Here is a 16,701-nt window from a genome sequence, read left to right as displayed (position 1 = left end):
GTCGTCTGTGCCGTCGTCCACGTCGCTACAGTGCGGGCATGGACAAGGTGGTCTCCTCTGCGGCCGACGCGGTCGCCGACATCCCGGACGGCGCGACCCTCGCGGTCGGCGGCTTCGGCCTGTCGGGCATCCCGTCGGTGCTCATCGACGCTCTGCTGGACGCCGGCACGAGCGACCTCGAAGCGGTGTCGAACAACTGCGGCGTGGACGAGTGGGGGCTGGGCAAGCTCCTCTTCGCCAAGCGGATCCGGCGGATGATCTCGTCCTACGTCGGGGAGAACAAGGAGTTCGCCCGGCAGTACCTCTCCGGCGAGCTCGAGGTCGAGCTCACCCCGCAGGGCACGCTCGCCGAGCGGATGCGCGCCGGCGGCTCGGGCATCCCGGGCTTCTACACCGCGACCGGTGTCGGCACGCAGGTCGCCGAGGGCGGGCTGCCGTGGAAGTACGACACCGAGGGCAACGTGATCGTGTCGTCCCCGCCCAAGGAGACCAAGGTCTTCGCCACGGCGGAGGGTGAGAAGGAGTACGTCCTCGAGGAGGCCATCGTCGCCGACTTCGGGCTGGTCCGGGCCTGGAAGGGCGACCGGCACGGCAACCTCGTCTACCGCCAGTCCGCGCGCAACTTCAACCCGCTCGCCGCGATGTGCGGGCGGGTGACGATCGCGGAGGTCGAGGAGCTGGTCGAGCCCGGCGAGCTCGACCCCAACGACATCCACACGCCGGGGGTGTACGTCCAGCGTGTCGTCGCGCTCACCCCGGAGCAGGCCGCCGACAAGCGGATCGAGAAGACGACCACGCGACCGCGACCGGGAGCGCCGGACGAGGCGCTGGTGGACGACGCGGCGACGCACGGGCTGGGAGGCTGACATGGCATGGAGTCGTGAGGAGATGGCCGCACGGGCCGCCTCGGAGCTGGTCGACGGGTCCTACGTGAACCTCGGCATCGGGCTGCCGACGCTGGTGCCCAACTACGTCGGCGACGACGTCGAGCTGGTGCTGCAGAGCGAGAACGGCATCCTCGGCGTGGGGGCGTACCCGTTCGAGGGCGACGAGGACCCCGACCTCATCAACGCGGGCAAGGAGACGGTGACGCTGCGCCGCGGTGCGTCGTTCTTCGACTCCGCGCAGTCCTTCGGGATGATCCGCGGCGGCAAGATCGACGCCGCGATCCTCGGCGCGATGCAGGTCTCCGCGGTCGGCGACATCGCCAACTGGATGATCCCCGGCAAGATGGTCAAGGGCATGGGCGGCGCGATGGACCTCGTCCACGGCGCCAAGCGGGTCATCGTGCTGATGGAGCACGTCGCCAAGGACGGGTCGCTCAAGATCCTCGACGAGTGCGACCTGCCCTACACCGGCAAGCGCGTGGTGCAGCGGATCATCACCGACCTCGCGGTCATCGACGTGATCGACCCCTCGACCGGCGAGGTCGCCCCGTCCGGCACCCTCGGCGACCGCGCGCTCAGGCTCGTCGAGCTCGCCCCGGGAGTGACCGAGGACGAGGTCCGCGAGAAGACCCAGCCCGAGCTCGTCTGAGGCCTGCCCATCGACGCCGACGGCCTCGACTGCGTACGCTGCCTGACGTGCTGAGCCAGGAACACGACGCGGACGTCCGCGCTGCAGGGAACGACCTCCGAGACGACGCCCCGGGCATCGTGGTGCCCGAGCCGCGCGTGCCGTCGGCGGCGCGGCTGCTCGAGATGACCGCCCGCGAGACCGACCGGTGGCGCGACGACGCCCGCGCGGAGGCCGCGGAGATCGTCGCGTCGGCGCGGCAGGAGGCCGAGACGCTGCTGCGCACGGCCCAGCGCGAGGCCACGAGCATGGTCGAGGGTGCGCGTGCCGAGGCGGAGGGCGTACGCGCCGAGGCCGAGCGCCAGCGCGCCGCGGCCCAGGCCGAGGTGGGCCGCCTGGAGCAGGTCGCGTGGGACCACGAGGACCGGCTGCGCCGTCACTTCAACGAGATGCTGGAGCAGCTCGACCGCTGACCGGACGCGGGGCTCGTCCCGCCGGTTGTCTCGCCGTCACTGCTCGAGGGCGCGCATCGCGATGCCCCGCGCGCCGAAGAGCTCGCGGGCCCTGCGCGACCACTCGGTCACGTCGGCGTCCTGCAGGCTGGTGAGCTGGTGGGGGTCCTGCGCGAGGTCGTAGAGCTCCCACTCGTCGGAGTCCTGGTGCTCGATGTAGACGCGCGATCCCTCGCGGACCAGCACCCAGTCGAGGTTGGTGTTCTCCACGGCGAGCCGGCGCCGCCACGCGGACCAGTCGCCGGAGCGCAGCGGGCCGAGCATCGAGCGGCCGTCGAGGTCGCGGCCGGCGTCCGGGTCGAGCCCGGCGACGTCGAGTGTGGTGGGCATCAGGTCGACCTGGGAGACCAGCGCGCCGCTGACGAGCGGCTCGACGCCGGGGCCGCGGACGAGGAAGGGGATGCCGGCCGACTCCTCGTAGGGCTGCGACTTGTGGAACAGGCGGTGCTCGCCGAGCAGGTAGCCGTTGTCGGAGACGAAGAAGATCCACGTGCGCCTGAGCTGGCCGGTGTCGCGCAGCGTGTCGAGGACCTTGGCGACCTGGTCGTCGACGTCCTGCAGCTCCTCGAGCTTGCCCTCGTAGATCCTCTGCATCCGGCGGCGGTCCTGCGGCGGGAGGTCACGCAGCCAGCTCGGCTTGTCGCCCATGTGGGCCTCGTTGAGCGCCGGCGGGTCCCACTCGACGCCGTCGAAGTCGTCGGCGTGCTGTGGGCTCGGGGTGTACGGCCCGTGCGGCGCGGTGGGGGAGTAGATGGCGAACCACGGCGCGTCCTGGTGGCGGCGGATGAACCGCCGGAGCCGGCGCGCGGCGAACCGGTCGAACTCGCGCTGCCCCTCGACCTTGCGGATCGTGCCGTCCACGCTGACGCGCGGGTCGTCGATCATCCCGTCGAGCAGCGCGACCCAGCGGTCCCAGCCCGGGGCGACGTACGCCGGGTCCTGGGCGAGGCCGTTCATGTACTTGCCGAAGTAGCCGGTGTCGTAGCCCGCCGCCTGGAGCCGGGTCGCAACGGTGTCCCGGTCGCGTCCCTGCGCCACGAACGGCTGGTGCGTCATGTTCGTGTCGCACCCGTGGTTGTGCGGGTAGAGGCTCGTCAGCATCGACGCCCGCGCCGGCCCGCACAGCGGCATCGCGCTGTAGCCCTGCCGGAACCGGACACCCTTCTGCGCCAGCCTGCGCCAGGTCTGGTCCATCGACCGCAGCGTCGAGCGCGGCTGGTCGTCCGTGATGATCCACAGGACGTTGTCGGGCATGGGGTGAGACTACGGGTGCGGGTCGCTGGCGTGGCCTGCGTTGGGGTGGGGGCGTGCTGTTGAACTTGGGCGGCGCCCAGTCCGCTGCCCGTCGGCCGGCCCCCACTTGCGTACAAGCCGGGGAAATGGCTGTGGGTAGCATCGCGCAATCTGGTCGACACTCAAGGACCCGGAGACGCTGGAGTATGGAGATTTCGGACTGGGTGGCATCCGTCATTGCCATCTGCTCGGTCGTCGTAGCTGGTTCGGCGGCGTTCATCGCCTGGCTCCAGTATCGCGCTTCCCTCGAGTCAGGCTCGATCGACTTCGAGTTCCATCATGCGTGGGGCCCTGGTACCGGCGATGATCGGTGGATCGCATTGACCTGCCGTTCGACGTCGGCGTACGTCCATGACGTCTCCGCGCCTGACGGCTATGCAAAGGCCGAGTTCGGGGAGCAACTGGCTGACCGGCACGCAACGGCGGATTCGGCGCCTGGCCTCATGGCCTTCGGTGACGTCAAGTTCGTCCGCGTGCACGACGTTGCCGACAAGGAAGGCTTCTACGTCGACGTTCATGCCTCGGTCGACAGTCGCGGGACCAAGCGCACGATTGGCAGTCCGTGGATTCCGTACGACCGCGACCCTGTGAGGAACCGAGGGCCTCGGGACTGACCCAAGGCAAGGCGGGGGATCCAGACCGGGTGGACTGGTGGGTCCGCTGCGGCTCGCACCACCTGAACCGAGCGAGCAGGCGCGCGCCGATCGGAACCCGCGACAACGCAGCAAGCAGCAGGAGCCCGGCGCCGGCCCCGACGACGTTGGAGGCCAGGTCGTTGACGTCGGCGATGTGCCCCCCGGCGAGGAGGTTCGCGGTGACGTACTGCGTCAGCTCGATGAAGAGACTGACTGCCGCCGCTGCGGCCAGCACTCGCCACCAGGGCCACCGCGGCGCGGCCAGAGAGAGAAGCACCCCGAGGGGCACGAAGACGCAGACGTTCATCGCGGCGTCCGCGAGCTCGTACCCGCCCCCGGGCATGAGGTTGAGGAACTGCGTCCAGCGCGTCGGGCTGGAGGGCTTGTCGAGGTAGATCGGGAAGACGGTGTTCGCGACGATGCCCGCGGCGTACACGCCCAGGGCGAGCGCCACCGCGGCTCGGGACGCCGACAACATCCGTTGGCGGTGCAGGTGCCACAGGGCGACGACGAGGACCGCCCCGCCGAGCGGCACCACTACCGGAAGCACCGGGACCTCACCGAACACGTGCTTCGCTCCCATCTGCCGACGGCCGACGTCGTGTCGACCAGGAGGAGTGTGTCGCGGAGCCGGGCGGTTGCTCATCCTCCTGAGGTGCCGGGTCATCGACCGGAGGTACCGAGGCACCTCGCGAGCGGGAGCGGGGGCGTGTCTCCGCCCCCGCTCGCGTGCGGTCGATCCGGCTCAGTCCACCGTGGCGCAGGTGGCCGTCGCGCGGAGGGTCATGGTCGAGTCGGTGTCGTTGAAGCCGTACGCCGAACCCGTGAGCAGGGTGGCGCTGATGCTGGCGGCCGCCGGCTGGACGCTCGTGGTCCAGTCGCCGGAGACGCCCAGGATCTTCTTCCCGGCCGGGCAGGCGACCTGGACGTTGCCGCCGGTGCCCGCGTTGATGGCCTTGGTGGCCACGACGTGCTGCAGGCCGCTGACACCCGCAGGGCCGGGGTCGCCCTTCGGGCCGGTCTGACCGGCGGGACCCGTCGGCCCGGCCGGTCCCGAACCGCCCTGGAGGCCGGCGAGCGTGGCCGGGCTCAGGTGCGCCGAGTTGAGGGCCCCGTCCTTGACGTCCTTGGCGGTGATGGTCTTGTTCTTGATGTCGGCCGAGGTCACGGTGCCGTTCTTGATGTCGGCGCCGGTGATCAGGGCGCCGGCAACGGCACCGGTGGAGGCCGATACCGCGACGACGGCGGCGAGGACGGCCGCGGCGGGCAGGGTGCGGGTCAGGTGGGTGTTCACGTGGTGTTCCTTCTCAGGTGTCTGCGGTCGAGGGCCGGCGAGCCCGGCACGTGCCGGACGTCCGGTGCGCGACGTCGTTGCCGTCGCACGGCGAGACGGTAGGAGCGAACGACGGTTCCCCGCTGTCCACGAGGCGCGGGGATCATCCGCCGGACGCGGCGAGTTTCCCGGCGGGCAAATCCCGTGTCGACACGCTGCAGGACGTGCCATGATCGCGTGACCCGTTGTCCGGGAGCGCGAGGGAGGTCATGGCGATGGCTCGGCCCTTGCTCAGCGCGCACCGCAGGATGGCGACGACGGACATGGACGAGGCCCGCCACGAGGTGGCGGAGCACTTCTGCCCCCACCTGCTCGAGCCGACGGGACGCGACGCCCGTCTCGACATGGTCCACAACGCGGCACCGATCGGCTCGTCCGTCACGCTCAACTACCTCACGTACGGCAGCGGCATGCGCATCACCCCGGGGACGTTCGACGACTTCTACCTCGTCAAGGTCCCGGTCGCCGGCACGGCTCGCGTCCGGGTGGGCAGCCAGGTCGTGCACTCCACCCGCAACCGTGCGTCCGTCGGATCACCCACCGAGCCGGTCGACATGGTCTGGGGCGAGGGTTGCGCGCAGCTGCTCATCTACTTCCGCCGCGGGAGCGTCGAGGACATGGCCAGGGCCGACGGCGACTCCGCGCCCGTCGTGTTCGAGCCGGCGATGGACCTGCAGACCCCGTCCGTACGCTCGTGGCTGCGCCTGGTGCACCTCGCGGTCGACGACGTGGAGTCGGGCGGCGCCCTGTTCGGCTCGGCTCTCGCGGCGGTGCACTTCGAGCAGACCCTCATCTCCGGGCTGCTGGCGATGCAGCCCAACTCGGCCCGCGAGGTGGAGCAGCCGACGCGCCCGTGCCCACCCGTCGTACGCACGGTCGTCGACCTCATCGAGGGGCAGCCCGAGCACGAGTGGACGGTCGTCGAGCTCGCGCGACGCGCAGGCGTCGCACCGCGGACCCTCCAGGAGGCGTTCCAGCGCGAGCTCGGCATGAGTCCGCTGGAGCGCCTGCGGCGCACCCGCATGGAGCGGGCGCGGCGCGACCTCGTCGCGGCGGACGCCACGCAGACCTCGGTCACCGACGTCGCGGTCCGCTGGGGCTTCTTCCACCTCGGACGGTTCGCGCAGACCTACCGAGCGAGGTATCAGGAGCTCCCGTCGACGACCCTGGCCCGCTGACGCCGGTCCGGCGTGCGGGAGTCCGCGACGGCGACCGAAGCGGCTGCGCCGGAGCTGGCGTCTGGCGGAGCGCGACCGAACACTGTTCGGCGAGGCACGCGAACTCAGCCTTCTTGTTCGGTGACTTCCCCGTGAAGGCGCCGTCGGCGGCAGCCTGACCCCATGACCGCCGCATTCGACACCCGAGCCGTGCGCGCAGGCCGCGAGGACCTCGCCGACCTCGGCCTGCACGCCGTACCGCTGGACCTCTCGACGACCTACCCGTCCCGGGACACCCGGGGCGAGGCAGACCGCCTCGACCTGATGAGCACGGGGGAGCGCGATGCCGGGCTCCCGGTCTACGCGCGCCTGGGCAACCCGACCGTCGAACGGTTCGAGCGGGCCCTGGCGGACCTCGAGCTGAGCGAGGCCGCCGTCGCCTTCTCCAGCGGCATGGCTGCGCTGTCGGCGTGCCTGCTCGCGGTCGCGGCCGCGGGCAGGCCGCACGTCGTGGCCGTACGCCCGCTCTACGGCACGACGGACCACCTGCTCGGCTCAGGGCTGCTCGGCACGAGCACGACGTGGGCGGACCCGTCGCGGATCGACGCGGCGCTACGACCCGACACCGGGCTGGTGGTCCTCGAGTCGCCTGCCAACCCCACCCTCGACGAGCGTGACATCGCGGCCGTCGCCGCCCAGTGCGGCACGGTGCCCCTGCTGGTCGACAACACGTTCGCGACTCCGGCGCTGCAGCAGCCGCGCCGGCACGGTGCCAGCATCGTGCTGCACAGCGCCACCAAGTTCCTCGGCGGCCACGGCGACGTCCTGGGCGGGGTGGTGGCGTGCGACGAGCACGTCGCCCGCAGCCTGCGCAACATCCGTTTCGTCACCGGGGGCGTCCTGCACCCGCTGTCGGGCTACCTGCTGCTCCGCGGTCTCGCCACCCTCCCGCTGCGGATGCGCGCCGCGTCGACCACGGCGGCCGAGCTCGCCGACCGCCTGGCGTCGCACCCCGCGGTGACCCGCGTGCTCTACCCGGGCCGCGCGGCCCAGCGCCCCGCGGACCAGATGCGGACGGGAGGTGCCCTGGTCTCGTTCGAGGTGGACGGCGACCCGCACGCGGTGCTGTCGCGGGTGCGGGTGATCACCCCCGCGGTGAGCCTGGGCAGCGTCGACACGCTCATCCAGAGCCCGGTGACGCTGAGCCACCACATCATGGACGACGACGCCCGTGCGTCGGCCGGCATCAGCGACCGGCTGCTCCGGGTCTCGGTGGGGCTGGAGGACGTCGAGGACCTCTGGGACGACCTCGTGCGCGCCCTCGACCCTCAGTCGCCCGTCTCGGCAGGGAACGGCGGGAGCGGCCCGCCGTCCCATCGCGAGTAGACCAGGTGCGTCTCCACGTGACCGACCTCCGCACGCGCCGTGAACTCGTCGAGCACGAGCCGCTGCAGGTCGCCGACGGTGCCGCACGCGACGTGCACGACGAAGTCGGCGCGACCCGTCACGTGGAACACCGCGCGGGTCTCGGGCAGGTCGCGTACCGCTTCCACGAACGGGTCCACCAGCGACCGCGCGTGCCGCATCTGCACGGACAGCAGCGCCTCGACCGCCCGGCCGACGGCGTCCGGGTCGACCACCGCGGTGAACCCGGTGATGACGCCGGCGCGGGAGAGCCGCCGCACCCGCGCCAGGCAGGTGGACGGAGCCAGGCCGACGCGCTCCGCGAGATCCTTGTTCTGCGTCCTGGCGTCGAGCTGCAGGAGACGGAGGATCTCGCGATCCACGGCATCGAGCTCGATCGCGGGCGACATGCACCGAACGTACGCCCGCGCGCCGGGCCCGTCACACCCGATCCCACAAGCCACGACCCCGCCGACCCGAAGGACCACGCATGACGTCGACCGACCACGTCCCGATCTCCCGCACGGAGTGGCGCGAGTGGTACGCCCTCGGCCAGCAGCTCACGGCGCTCGACGGCGTGCACAGCCCCTCGCGGTTCTCCGCGCTCCTGGCCGCGACCATGGTCGACGTCGAGGGCCTCACCGTCATCGATGCCGGGAGCGGGGCCGGCCTCATCACGATCGCGGCACTCGCCGCCGGGGCCGAGCAGGTCATCGCCATCGACAACGACCCGGCTGCCGCCCGGGCGACCGCCGACAACGTCGCATCCGTGATGGGGCGGGAAGGCTCCCGGCGGCTCGCGACGCAGGTGCTCGACTTCACCTCGCTCGGCGAGGTCCCCGCAGATCTGCTCGCGGTCAACCCGCCGCAGCGGCCGACCCGGATCCTCCAGGCGGTCGAACCCGACCAACGCCACCTCCACGAGGGCGGCGGCGAGGACGGACTCGCCACCCTGCGCCTGGTGATGGAGCACGCACGCACCCGCGTGGTCCGCACCACCGCCGCCGACGTGCTGTCCGTCGGCACCGCGCGGCGAGACTCCGAGCGCTGGAGCGAACCCCGCCTGGTCCGACGCGAGGAGCTGCCGATGCACGCCTCCTGGGTGACGCTCACCGGTGCGTTGGGCCACGTCGCGGTTTGGGACTTCCAGGCCCGCGAGGCGGGGTGACCAGCGGACGGGCCGGCCGTCCGTGCCGCCGTCAGGTCGTCGCGGACACGCAGATCGCGCGGACCACGAAGCGTTTGACGACGGTCCCGGTGTTGTAGACCCCTGCGTAGTACCGCCGCCCGTCCGCCGTGGGGGACTGGGACAGGACCGTGAAGGTGTCGGTCGCCTGCTCGATTCCCTCCTCGGTGACAGCCGTGGCGCCGCCACCGACGACCCGCTTCCCCGCGGGACACGTGGCGTAGAAGGTGCCGAACAGGAAGCCGTTCACCGGGGTGAGCTCCTCCACGACCTGGTAGCCGGACATCCCCGGCGCCCCAGCCGGTCCCTGGGGGCCGACGGCGCCGTTGGTCCCGTCGACCCCGTTCGTCCCGGGCGCGCCCCGGGGGCCGCGCTTGCCCCACGTCACCGGCCGCTCGTCGGGGCGGCACGCCTTCTTCTTCGCGACGAGGCGCAGTGACCCGCCGTCCTTCGCCGCGCACGCGGTGAGGGAGGAGGGCGTACGCCCTGCGCCGGTGGCGGAGCCGACGGCCACGGTCGCGGCGGCGACGAGCGCCAGGAGGAGTGCGGCGGTGACGACGGACGTCGTGGAGGTCGTGGTCTTCCGAGAGAGGCGCATCGTGGGCTCCGGTGGTCGAGGGGTCGGTAGGTCGACCCAACCGCCACGGGCGCCCGTACGCCATCGCCCAACTCGGTCATTCCGGCGCGACGCGCCACATCGGCCCGGCTGCGATGCCTAGCCCGCGTCGTACCCCTCGCCACCCGCGCCCTGCGACCAGTCGGGCAGCTGCTGAAGCGCCCAGCCGTTGCCGTCGGGGTCGGCGAAGAAGACGAAGCGGCCCCAGGCCAGCTCATCGACGTCGCTCACCTCGATGCCGCGCGCGACGAGGTCGGCGTGGGTCGCGTCGGCGTCGGCGATGACCATCTGCATGTTGTCGAGTGAGCCCGGCTCCATGCGGGTGAGGCCGCGACCGATGGCGATCGAGCACGCCGAGCCCGGAGGGGTCAGCTGCACGAAGCGCACATCGTCGCTCACGGTCTGGTCGTGGTCGGCGACGAAGCCGACCTTCTCGTAGAACTCCTTGGCCCGGTCGACATCTGTCACGGGCACCATCACCAGCTCGAGCTTCATGTCCATGGTCTGACGGTAGGGGGCATTCAGGTCAGGTGGTGACCGCTGTGGGGTCGGATTGTGGGTCTCGATACGCCGCTCGCTGGCGCTCGCGGCTACTCGACCACCTTGGGTGGGGCTGTCCGCCATGCGGCCCGGCTTGCGGGGCTGGACCCCGGAGGCGTGCTATCTGTAGTAACCCACTCGACAATAAGTAGAAAGAAGCGAGATGGAGTTCCTCTGGTACATCCCCAACCAGGTGACGCCGGGCCACCGCCTCGACGACACCGTCGCAGGCCACAACAGCCTGGAGCGCCTGGTCCACCTCGCCCGGCTGACCGAGGGCCACGGCTGGGGCGGCGCCCTCATCGGCACGGGCTGGAAGCGCCCGGACACGTTCACGGTCTCGACCGCGCTGGCCGCCGCGACGACGACGTTCAACCCGCTCATCGCGATCCGGCCCGGCTACTGGACGCCGGCCCACTTCGCCTCGTCCGCGGCCACGCTCGACCAGCTCTCCGGGGGCCGGGTGAAGGTCAACATCGTGAGCGGCCCCGACCACCAGCCGCAGTACGGCGACGACGAGGGTGACCAGGCGCAGCGCTACGCCCGTACGCGCGAGTTCATGCGGCTCGTCCGCCGCTACTGGACCGAGGACGACATCACGTTCGAGGGCGAGCACTACGCGGCGCAGGGCGCCACGCTCGAGCACAAGCCCGTCGCCCGCGAGGGCCGCCCGCACCCGACGCTCTACTTCGGCGGCGCGTCCGAGGCCGCGCAGCGCACCGCGGCGGCCGAGGCCGATGTCCAGCTCTTCTGGGGCGAGCCGCTCGACGGCGTCGCCGCACGCATCGACCACCTGCGCCGGCTCAGCGCCGAGCTCGACCGCGACCTCCCGCCGCTGGAGTACGGCCTGCGCATCACCACCCTCGTGCGCGAGACCACCGAGGAGGCGTGGGCCGACGCCGAGGCCAAGGTCGCGGCGATGGCCCAGGGCCAGCACGAGTGGACCGCGGATCCCGGGCGGCGCGTCGCGGTCGGCCAGCAGCGCCTGCTCGACCTCGCCGAGCAGGGCGACGTCCTCGACGACTGCCTCTACACCGCTCCCGGCCGAGTCGGGGGCGGCGGGGCGGGCACGACCTGGCTCGTCGGGTCCCCGGGCGACGTGGCCAAGGCGCTGCGCAGGTACGCCGACCTCGGGGTGACGCACTTCGTGCTCAGCGACACCCCCTACGAGCAGGAGATCGTCCGCGTTGGCGACTCGCTCCTGCCGCTGCTCCGCGGCTGACAGGGACGTGCGGGCGGGGGGGAGGGAACTCGCAGCACCACATACTCAATAAAGTCGACTCGATTACAGTACTTTGGAACCTCACCCCGAGAACGGAGACTCCCCCATGCCACGACGAGGGCTCGACCGCCTGATCCGTCGCCCGCTCGCGCGCGCCACCCTGCTGACCACCGTCGGCGTCCTGGTCGCCGGCCTGTCCGCCTGCGGGGGCAGCGAGGCCGGGCCGAAGCTCGAGCTGAGCGCCGCGCTCCCCGACAAGCCCGCCGACGGCACCGTCCTGCGCGTCGGCGACCCCGCCACCCAGGTCGCACTGGAGACCTCCGGCCTCATCGACGACCTCGACATCGACGTCGAGTGGGCCAACGTCACCGGCGGCCCCAAGACGCTGGAGGCCTTCCGGGCCGACGCGATCGACATCGGCTCGGTCGCCGACATCCCGCCGCTCTTCGCGCACTGGACCGGCACCGACGTCCGCATCGTGGCCGCACGCGAGACCGTCGACCCCGACGAGCACCCGACCTACGAGCTCGGCATCGCGCCGGGCGTCGACGTGCAGTCGATCGAGGACCTGAAGGGCAAGAAGATCGCCTACAGCCCGGGCCAGGCCCAGGGCGCGCTGGTGCTCAACGTGCTCCGCGAGGCCGGACTGACGCAGGACGACGTCGAGTTCGTCGAGATGCAGAGCGTCGACGACGCCTTCTCGGTCGCCCTCGCGAGCAAGCAGGTCGACGTCGCGCCGCTCGGCCAGACGCTGGTCAAGACCTACCTCGCGAAGTACGAGCAGGACGGCGCCAGCACCATCGCGCCCGGCGTGCGCGACGACGCGTGGACGCTCTACGCGCCGACCACCGTCCTCGAGGACGCCGACAAGGCGGCGGCCATCAAGGAGTACGTCGCCGCCTGGGCCCAGGCCCAGCAGTGGATCTCCGAGCACCCCGACGAGTTCGCGCGGGCCTACTACGTCGACCACGAGGGCCTCTCGCCCGAGGACGCGCAGTACGTCGTCGACGCGCTCGGCCAGTTCACCGTGCCGACCAGCTGGGACGACTTCATCGCCCGTCACCAGATCACGGTCGACACCCTCGTCAAGGAGCAGGACCAGGAGCCGCTCGACGTCGAGACGCTCTACGACCGCCGCTTCGAGAAGGCCATCGCGGCCGCGGTGGAGGGCTCATGACGACCATGACCAGCAGCACCACCGCGCCCACGCGCTCGTTCACCGCAGACGCGGTGGAGGACGTACGCCCCACGCGCCGCCGGCTCGGACCGGGCGCCCCGATCCGCTTCGGCGGGCTCATCGGCATCGCCGCGCTCCTGGCTGCGTGGGTCGTGGGCTCGGCCACCGGGCTCCTCGACCCGCGCACGCTCACCGAGCCGTGGACCGTCGTCGAGACGGCCGGCACGCTCGTCGAGAACGGGCGCCTGCAGGAGAGCCTCCTGACCTCGGGCATCCGTGCGGCGCTCGGCCTCGGGCTCGGTGTCGCCGTCGGCACCGTCCTGGCGCTCGTCTCGGGGCTCTCCAGGCTCGGTGAGGCGCTCATCGACGGGCCGATCCAGGTCAAGCGCTCGATCCCGACGCTCGCCCTGATCCCGCTGCTGATCCTGTGGCTCGGCATCGGCGAGCCGATGAAGGTCATCACCATCGCGCTGGCGGTCTTCGTGCCCGTCTACATCCACACCCACAACGGCCTGCGCTCGATCGAGGGCAGGTACGCCGAGCTCGCCGAGACGCTCGGCGTCACCCGCGGCGAGTTCGTCCGCCACGTGGTGCTGCCCGGCGCGATGCCCGGCTTCCTCCTCGGCATGCGCTTCGCGGTGACCTCGTCCCTGCTCGCGCTGGTCGTCGTCGAGGTCATCAACGCCACGAGCGGGATCGGCCACATGATCACGCTCGCGTCCAACTACGGCCAGACCGACATCATCGTCGTCGGCCTGGTCGTCTACGCCCTGCTCGGCGTCACCGCCGACGCGATCGTCCGCTTCATCGAGAGGAAGGCCCTGTCATGGCGACGCACCCTGGCCAGCTGACCACGCAGACGTCCCACCAGCCGCGGGCCGCGGTCCGCGTCAAGGACCTGCACCGCAGCTTCAACAAGGCGGGCGGCGTGCTCAACGGCCTCGACCTCGAGATCGCGCCCGGCGAGTTCGTGGCCCTGCTGGGCCGCAGCGGCTCCGGCAAGAGCACCCTGCTCCGCGCCCTCGCCGGCCTCGATCGCGGGGTCGACGGCACCGGCCGGATCGAGGTCCCCGAGCGGGTGTCGGTGGTCTTCCAGGACTCCCGGCTGCTGCCGTGGAAGCGGCTCCTCGACAACGTCACCCTCGGCCTCCGGTCCTCCGACGCCGCGCTCCGGGGGTCGGAGACCCTGGCCGAGGTCGGCCTCGCCGGCCGAGAGAAGGCCTGGCCGCACGAGCTCTCCGGGGGTGAGCAGCAGCGCGCGTCGCTGGCCCGCTCGCTCGTACGCGACCCGCAGCTGCTGCTGGCCGACGAGCCGTTCGGCGCGCTCGACGCCCTCACCCGGATCCGGATGCACACGCTGCTGCGCAAGCTCTGCGAGGTGCACCAGCCGGCCGTCCTGCTCGTCACCCACGACGTCGACGAGGCGATCGTCCTGGCCGACCGGGTGATCGTGCTCGACGACGGCGTCGTGCGCCACGACGCCCGAATCGACCTCGGCACCCGTCGCTCGCAGGCCGACCCGGCCTTCGCCCGGCTGCGCGCCGAGCTGCTGTCCGAGCTGGGCGTCGAGGACGACCACGACGCCGTACCGGGCCGGCACTCCGCCACCGACCACGCCCACCTCGACGAGCGGGCGGCCTCATGACGGGCAAACAGCTTCACCTCAACCTGTTCATCTACCCCGACGGCCACCACGAGGCCGCCTGGCGGCACCCTGACAGCGAGACCGACCGGATCCTCGACATCACCTACTACCAGGAGCTCGCCCAGCGGGCCGAGGCCGCGAAGTTCGACGCTGTGTTCTTCGCCGACGGGCCGTCGCTGGCGGAGAACATCCAGTACGCCGCGCGCTTCCGCCTCGAGCCGATCACCGTGATGACGGCGATCGTCGCGGCGACCGAGCGGATCGGCGTGATCGGCACGGCGTCGACGACCTACACCGAGCCGTACAACCTCGCCCGCCAGCTCTCCTCCCTCGACCACCTCAGCAAGGGGCGTGCGGGGTGGAACATCGTGACGACCGGAGCGGCGAACGCCGCGCTCAACTTCGGCCTCGACGCGCACCCGCTGCACCGCGACCGGTACGCCCGCGCCGAGGAGTACGTCGAGGTCATCACCAAGCTCTGGGACAGCTGGGAGGACGACGCCGTCGTCGCCGACCGGGAGTCCGGGGTCTTCGCCGACGTCGACAAGATCCACCGCGTCGACCACTCCGGGCGCTTCTTCAAGGTCCGCGGGCCGCTCAACGCCCCGCGCTCGCCCCAGGGCCGGCCGGTCTACGTGCAGGCCGGGTCGTCGGAGGACGGCCGGGCGTTCGCCGCCCGCTGGGCCGAGGCGATCTTCACCGCGCACCAGACGCTCGGGTCGGCGCAGGAGTTCTACGCCGACATCAAGCAACGGGCGCAGGCCCAGGGTCGCGACCCGCGCGGCCTCAAGGTCCTCCCGGGCATCAGCCCGTTCATCGCCTCGACGGCGAAGGAGGCCGAGGAGCTGCACGACCGCTTCAACGAGCTCACCCAGCCGGAGTACTCCCTCGCCCAGCTCAACCGGCTCACCGGCGTCGACCTGTCGTCGTACGACCTCGACGGTCCGTTCCCGCGCGAGATCATCGACACCGACGAGGAGCGCAGCGAGGGCAGCCGCTTCCAGCTCGTGCTCGACATCGTCGAGCGCGAGGACCCGACGCTGCGCCAGCTGTGCCACCGCCTCGCCGGGGCCCGCGGGCACCGCGTCGTCACCGGCACGCCGGACCAGGTCGCCGACACCATCGAGGAGTGGGCCGAGCACGGCGCCGCCGACGGCTTCAACGTGATGCCGCCGTGGCTGCCGGGCGGCATCGAGGTCTTCATCGAGGAGGTCGTGCCGATCCTGCGCCGGCGCGGGCTGTTCCGCACGGAGTACACAGGACGCACGCTGCGCGACCACCTCGGCCTCGAGCGCCCCGCCAGCCAGTACGCCCCGACGCACGCAAAGGAATCCGCATGACCTCGTTCGAGCACTACCGACCGCTGGGTCGCACCGGCGTCCAGGTCAGCCCGCTGACCCTCGGCGCGATGATGTTCGGCGCGTGGGGCAACCCCGACCACGACGCGTCGATCGCCATCATCCACCGCGCGCTCGACGCCGGCATCAACGTCATCGACACCGCCGACGTCTATGCCCGCGGCGAGTCCGAGGAGATCGTCGGCAAGGCACTGCAGGCCCGCAGCGGCAGCCGCGACGACGTCATCCTCGCCACGAAGTTCCACGGCAACATGCACGACGAGGACCCCAACCGGGCCGGCAACTCGCGCCGCTGGATCATCCGTGAGGTCGAGGACTCGCTGCGCCGGCTGCAGACCGACCACATCGACCTCTACCAGGTCCACCGGCCGCGGCCCGAGGTCGACATCGACGAGACCCTGGGCGCGCTGACCGACCTGGTCCGCCAGGGCAAGGTCCGCTACATCGGCACCTCGACCTTCCTGCCATCGCAGGTCGTCGAGGCCCAGTGGGTCGCCGAGAAGCGCCAGCGCGAGCGCCCGGTCACCGAACAGCCGCCGTACTCGATCCTCGCCCGCGAGGTGGAGCGCGACATCCTGCCGACCGCGCAGAAGTACGGCCTCGGCGTGCTGCCGTGGAGCCCGCTCGCCGGGGGGTGGCTCTCGGGCCGCTACCGCCGCGGCGAGGACCCGGCCGTCACCTCGAGCCGCTTGGAGCGCCAGCCCGCGCGGCACGACCCGAGCAGCCCGGAGAACAAGGTCAAGCTCGAGGCGGTGCACGCCCTCCAGGAGCTCGCCGACGAGGCGGGCCTGTCGCTGATCCACCTCGCGCTCGGCTTCGTGCTCGCCCACCCGGCGGTGTCGTCGGCGATCATCGGACCGCGCACCCTGGAGCAGCTCGAGTCTCAGCTCGGCGTGGAGAAGGTCGTCCTCCCGGCCGACGTGCTCGACCGGATCGACGAGATCGTGCCGCCCGGCACCACCCTCAACGAGGCGGACAAGGGGTACGCCCCGCCCGCCCTCGTGGAGGCGTCGTTCCGGCGGCGGTGAACGCCTGAAGGGGCGGGGCCGCGTGTGAGGTGGGTCTCGCCGGGGAACATCGCGGGGGCTCCGGAGGCTGAGGTCGGTCG

General features: G+C 71.7%; 18 protein-coding genes. 12 read left to right on the top strand and 6 right to left on the bottom strand.

The window, feature by feature from the left end:
• Positions 1–38: 38 nt before the first annotated feature.
• The 3 genes from F4692_RS05915 to F4692_RS05905 are packed head-to-tail and all read left to right on the top strand — an operon-like array spanning position 39 to position 1,988.
• A complete protein-coding gene (locus F4692_RS05915; RefSeq protein ID WP_179618656.1) occupies positions 39–866 on the top strand; it encodes a CoA transferase subunit A in 828 nt (275 codons plus the stop codon).
• 1 nt (position 867) lies between these two features.
• Positions 868–1,536 carry a 3-oxoacid CoA-transferase subunit B gene (locus F4692_RS05910; RefSeq protein ID WP_179618655.1) on the top strand — a complete coding sequence of 223 codons (669 nt, stop codon included), beginning with the start codon at positions 868–870 and terminating at the stop codon, positions 1,534–1,536.
• Positions 1,537–1,583: 47 nt separating this feature from the next.
• A complete protein-coding gene (locus tag F4692_RS05905; RefSeq protein ID WP_179618654.1) occupies positions 1,584–1,988 on the top strand; it encodes a hypothetical protein in 405 nt (134 codons plus the stop codon).
• 36 nt (positions 1,989–2,024) lie between these two features.
• Here F4692_RS05905 and F4692_RS05900 read toward each other — a convergent pair whose 3' ends face one another.
• The 3 genes from F4692_RS05900 to F4692_RS20675 form a co-directional block, all read right to left on the bottom strand.
• Positions 2,025–3,281: a sulfatase family protein gene (locus F4692_RS05900; RefSeq protein ID WP_179618653.1), complete on the bottom strand. Its 1,257-nt coding sequence runs from the start codon at positions 3,279–3,281 to the stop codon at positions 2,025–2,027.
• A gap of 498 nt (positions 3,282–3,779) precedes the next feature.
• Entirely contained in the window at positions 3,780–4,538 is a 759-nt protein-coding gene (locus F4692_RS05895) for a VanZ family protein (RefSeq protein ID WP_218858161.1), read from the bottom strand.
• Positions 4,539–4,700: 162 nt separating this feature from the next.
• Positions 4,701–5,249: a collagen-like triple helix repeat-containing protein gene (locus F4692_RS20675; RefSeq protein WP_218858160.1), complete on the bottom strand. Its 549-nt coding sequence runs from the start codon at positions 5,247–5,249 to the stop codon at positions 4,701–4,703.
• A gap of 254 nt (positions 5,250–5,503) precedes the next feature.
• Between F4692_RS20675 and F4692_RS05885 the strand changes: the two genes are divergently transcribed.
• Positions 5,504–6,466, top strand: coding sequence for an AraC family transcriptional regulator (locus F4692_RS05885; RefSeq protein WP_179618652.1), 963 nt, complete (start codon positions 5,504–5,506; stop codon positions 6,464–6,466).
• A gap of 162 nt (positions 6,467–6,628) precedes the next feature.
• Positions 6,629–7,831, top strand: coding sequence for a trans-sulfuration enzyme family protein (locus F4692_RS05880; RefSeq protein WP_179618651.1), 1,203 nt, complete (start codon positions 6,629–6,631; stop codon positions 7,829–7,831).
• Here the strand turns inward: F4692_RS05880 and F4692_RS05875 are convergent.
• Entirely contained in the window at positions 7,774–8,259 is a 486-nt protein-coding gene (locus F4692_RS05875) for an Lrp/AsnC family transcriptional regulator (protein ID WP_179618650.1), read from the bottom strand. The two genes, F4692_RS05880 and F4692_RS05875, sit on opposite strands and share 58 nt — an antisense overlap.
• An 80-nt stretch (positions 8,260–8,339) precedes the next feature.
• On the opposite strand from F4692_RS05875, the gene F4692_RS05870 reads away from it, so the two are divergent.
• Positions 8,340–9,017: a 50S ribosomal protein L11 methyltransferase gene (locus F4692_RS05870; RefSeq protein WP_179618649.1), complete on the top strand. Its 678-nt coding sequence runs from the start codon at positions 8,340–8,342 to the stop codon at positions 9,015–9,017.
• Positions 9,018–9,048: 31 nt separating this feature from the next.
• Here F4692_RS05870 and F4692_RS05865 read toward each other — a convergent pair whose 3' ends face one another.
• Together F4692_RS05865 and F4692_RS05860 are read right to left on the bottom strand one after the other, a co-directional pair.
• Positions 9,049–9,633, bottom strand: a complete 585-nt coding sequence (locus F4692_RS05865; RefSeq protein ID WP_179618648.1) for a collagen-like triple helix repeat-containing protein — start codon at positions 9,631–9,633, stop codon at positions 9,049–9,051.
• 117 nt (positions 9,634–9,750) lie between these two features.
• The gene (locus F4692_RS05860) at positions 9,751–10,152 is read right to left on the bottom strand and encodes a VOC family protein (RefSeq protein WP_179618647.1); all 402 of its coding nucleotides are present in this window, start codon (positions 10,150–10,152) and stop codon (positions 9,751–9,753) included.
• A gap of 202 nt (positions 10,153–10,354) precedes the next feature.
• Here F4692_RS05860 and F4692_RS05855 point away from each other — a divergent pair, with 202 nt between their 5' ends.
• The 6 genes from F4692_RS05855 to F4692_RS05830 all read left to right on the top strand — a co-directional run bounded on the left by F4692_RS05855 (position 10,355) and on the right by F4692_RS05830 (position 16,621).
• Positions 10,355–11,413 carry an LLM class flavin-dependent oxidoreductase gene (locus F4692_RS05855; RefSeq protein WP_179618646.1) on the top strand — a complete coding sequence of 353 codons (1,059 nt, stop codon included), beginning with the start codon at positions 10,355–10,357 and terminating at the stop codon, positions 11,411–11,413.
• 106 nt (positions 11,414–11,519) lie between these two features.
• Positions 11,520–12,590, top strand: a complete 1,071-nt coding sequence (locus F4692_RS05850) for an ABC transporter substrate-binding protein (protein WP_179618645.1) — start codon at positions 11,520–11,522, stop codon at positions 12,588–12,590.
• Positions 12,587–13,441 carry an ABC transporter permease gene (locus tag F4692_RS05845; protein WP_179618644.1) on the top strand — a complete coding sequence of 285 codons (855 nt, stop codon included), beginning with the start codon at positions 12,587–12,589 and terminating at the stop codon, positions 13,439–13,441. The genes F4692_RS05850 and F4692_RS05845 overlap by 4 nt, the downstream gene beginning before the upstream one ends.
• Entirely contained in the window at positions 13,417–14,235 is an 819-nt protein-coding gene (locus F4692_RS05840; RefSeq protein WP_179618643.1) for an ABC transporter ATP-binding protein, read from the top strand. Before F4692_RS05845 ends, F4692_RS05840 begins: the two co-directional genes overlap by 25 nt.
• The gene (locus tag F4692_RS05835; protein WP_179618642.1) at positions 14,232–15,575 is read left to right on the top strand and encodes an LLM class flavin-dependent oxidoreductase; all 1,344 of its coding nucleotides are present in this window, start codon (positions 14,232–14,234) and stop codon (positions 15,573–15,575) included. The genes F4692_RS05840 and F4692_RS05835 overlap by 4 nt, the downstream gene beginning before the upstream one ends.
• Positions 15,572–16,621, top strand: a complete 1,050-nt coding sequence (locus F4692_RS05830; RefSeq protein ID WP_179618641.1) for an aldo/keto reductase — start codon at positions 15,572–15,574, stop codon at positions 16,619–16,621. The genes F4692_RS05835 and F4692_RS05830 overlap by 4 nt, the downstream gene beginning before the upstream one ends.
• Positions 16,622–16,701 lie beyond the last annotated feature (80 nt).

It is taken from the genome of Nocardioides cavernae (assembly GCF_013410035.1).
Lineage (GTDB): Bacteria > Actinomycetota > Actinomycetes > Propionibacteriales > Nocardioidaceae > Nocardioides > Nocardioides cavernae_A.
Note: the sequence above shows the minus strand (reverse complement) of the source record. Positions and strands in the feature narration are given on the sequence as shown.

What these genes read in the sequence shown, in the direction of transcription:
- F4692_RS05915 (WP_179618656.1), top strand. Translation starts at nt 39, where the DNA reads ATGGACAAGGTGGTCTCCTCTGCGGCCGACGCGGTCGCCGACATCCCG.
- F4692_RS05910 (WP_179618655.1), top strand. Translation starts at nt 868, where the DNA reads ATGGCATGGAGTCGTGAGGAGATGGCCGCACGGGCCGCCTCGGAGCTG.
- F4692_RS05900 (WP_179618653.1), bottom strand. Translation starts at nt 3,281, where the DNA reads ATGCCCGACAACGTCCTGTGGATCATCACGGACGACCAGCCGCGCTCG.
- F4692_RS05895 (WP_218858161.1), bottom strand. Translation starts at nt 4,538, where the DNA reads ATGGGAGCGAAGCACGTGTTCGGTGAGGTCCCGGTGCTTCCGGTAGTG.
- F4692_RS05885 (WP_179618652.1), top strand. Translation starts at nt 5,504, where the DNA reads ATGGCTCGGCCCTTGCTCAGCGCGCACCGCAGGATGGCGACGACGGAC.
- F4692_RS05880 (WP_179618651.1), top strand. Translation starts at nt 6,629, where the DNA reads ATGACCGCCGCATTCGACACCCGAGCCGTGCGCGCAGGCCGCGAGGAC.
- F4692_RS05875 (WP_179618650.1), bottom strand. Translation starts at nt 8,259, where the DNA reads ATGTCGCCCGCGATCGAGCTCGATGCCGTGGATCGCGAGATCCTCCGT.
- F4692_RS05870 (WP_179618649.1), top strand. Translation starts at nt 8,340, where the DNA reads ATGACGTCGACCGACCACGTCCCGATCTCCCGCACGGAGTGGCGCGAG.
- F4692_RS05865 (WP_179618648.1), bottom strand. Translation starts at nt 9,633, where the DNA reads ATGCGCCTCTCTCGGAAGACCACGACCTCCACGACGTCCGTCGTCACC.
- F4692_RS05860 (WP_179618647.1), bottom strand. Translation starts at nt 10,152, where the DNA reads ATGGACATGAAGCTCGAGCTGGTGATGGTGCCCGTGACAGATGTCGAC.
- F4692_RS05855 (WP_179618646.1), top strand. Translation starts at nt 10,355, where the DNA reads ATGGAGTTCCTCTGGTACATCCCCAACCAGGTGACGCCGGGCCACCGC.
- F4692_RS05850 (WP_179618645.1), top strand. Translation starts at nt 11,520, where the DNA reads ATGCCACGACGAGGGCTCGACCGCCTGATCCGTCGCCCGCTCGCGCGC.
- F4692_RS05845 (WP_179618644.1), top strand. Translation starts at nt 12,587, where the DNA reads ATGACGACCATGACCAGCAGCACCACCGCGCCCACGCGCTCGTTCACC.
- F4692_RS05840 (WP_179618643.1), top strand. Translation starts at nt 13,417, where the DNA reads ATGGCGACGCACCCTGGCCAGCTGACCACGCAGACGTCCCACCAGCCG.
- F4692_RS05835 (WP_179618642.1), top strand. Translation starts at nt 14,232, where the DNA reads ATGACGGGCAAACAGCTTCACCTCAACCTGTTCATCTACCCCGACGGC.
- F4692_RS05830 (WP_179618641.1), top strand. Translation starts at nt 15,572, where the DNA reads ATGACCTCGTTCGAGCACTACCGACCGCTGGGTCGCACCGGCGTCCAG.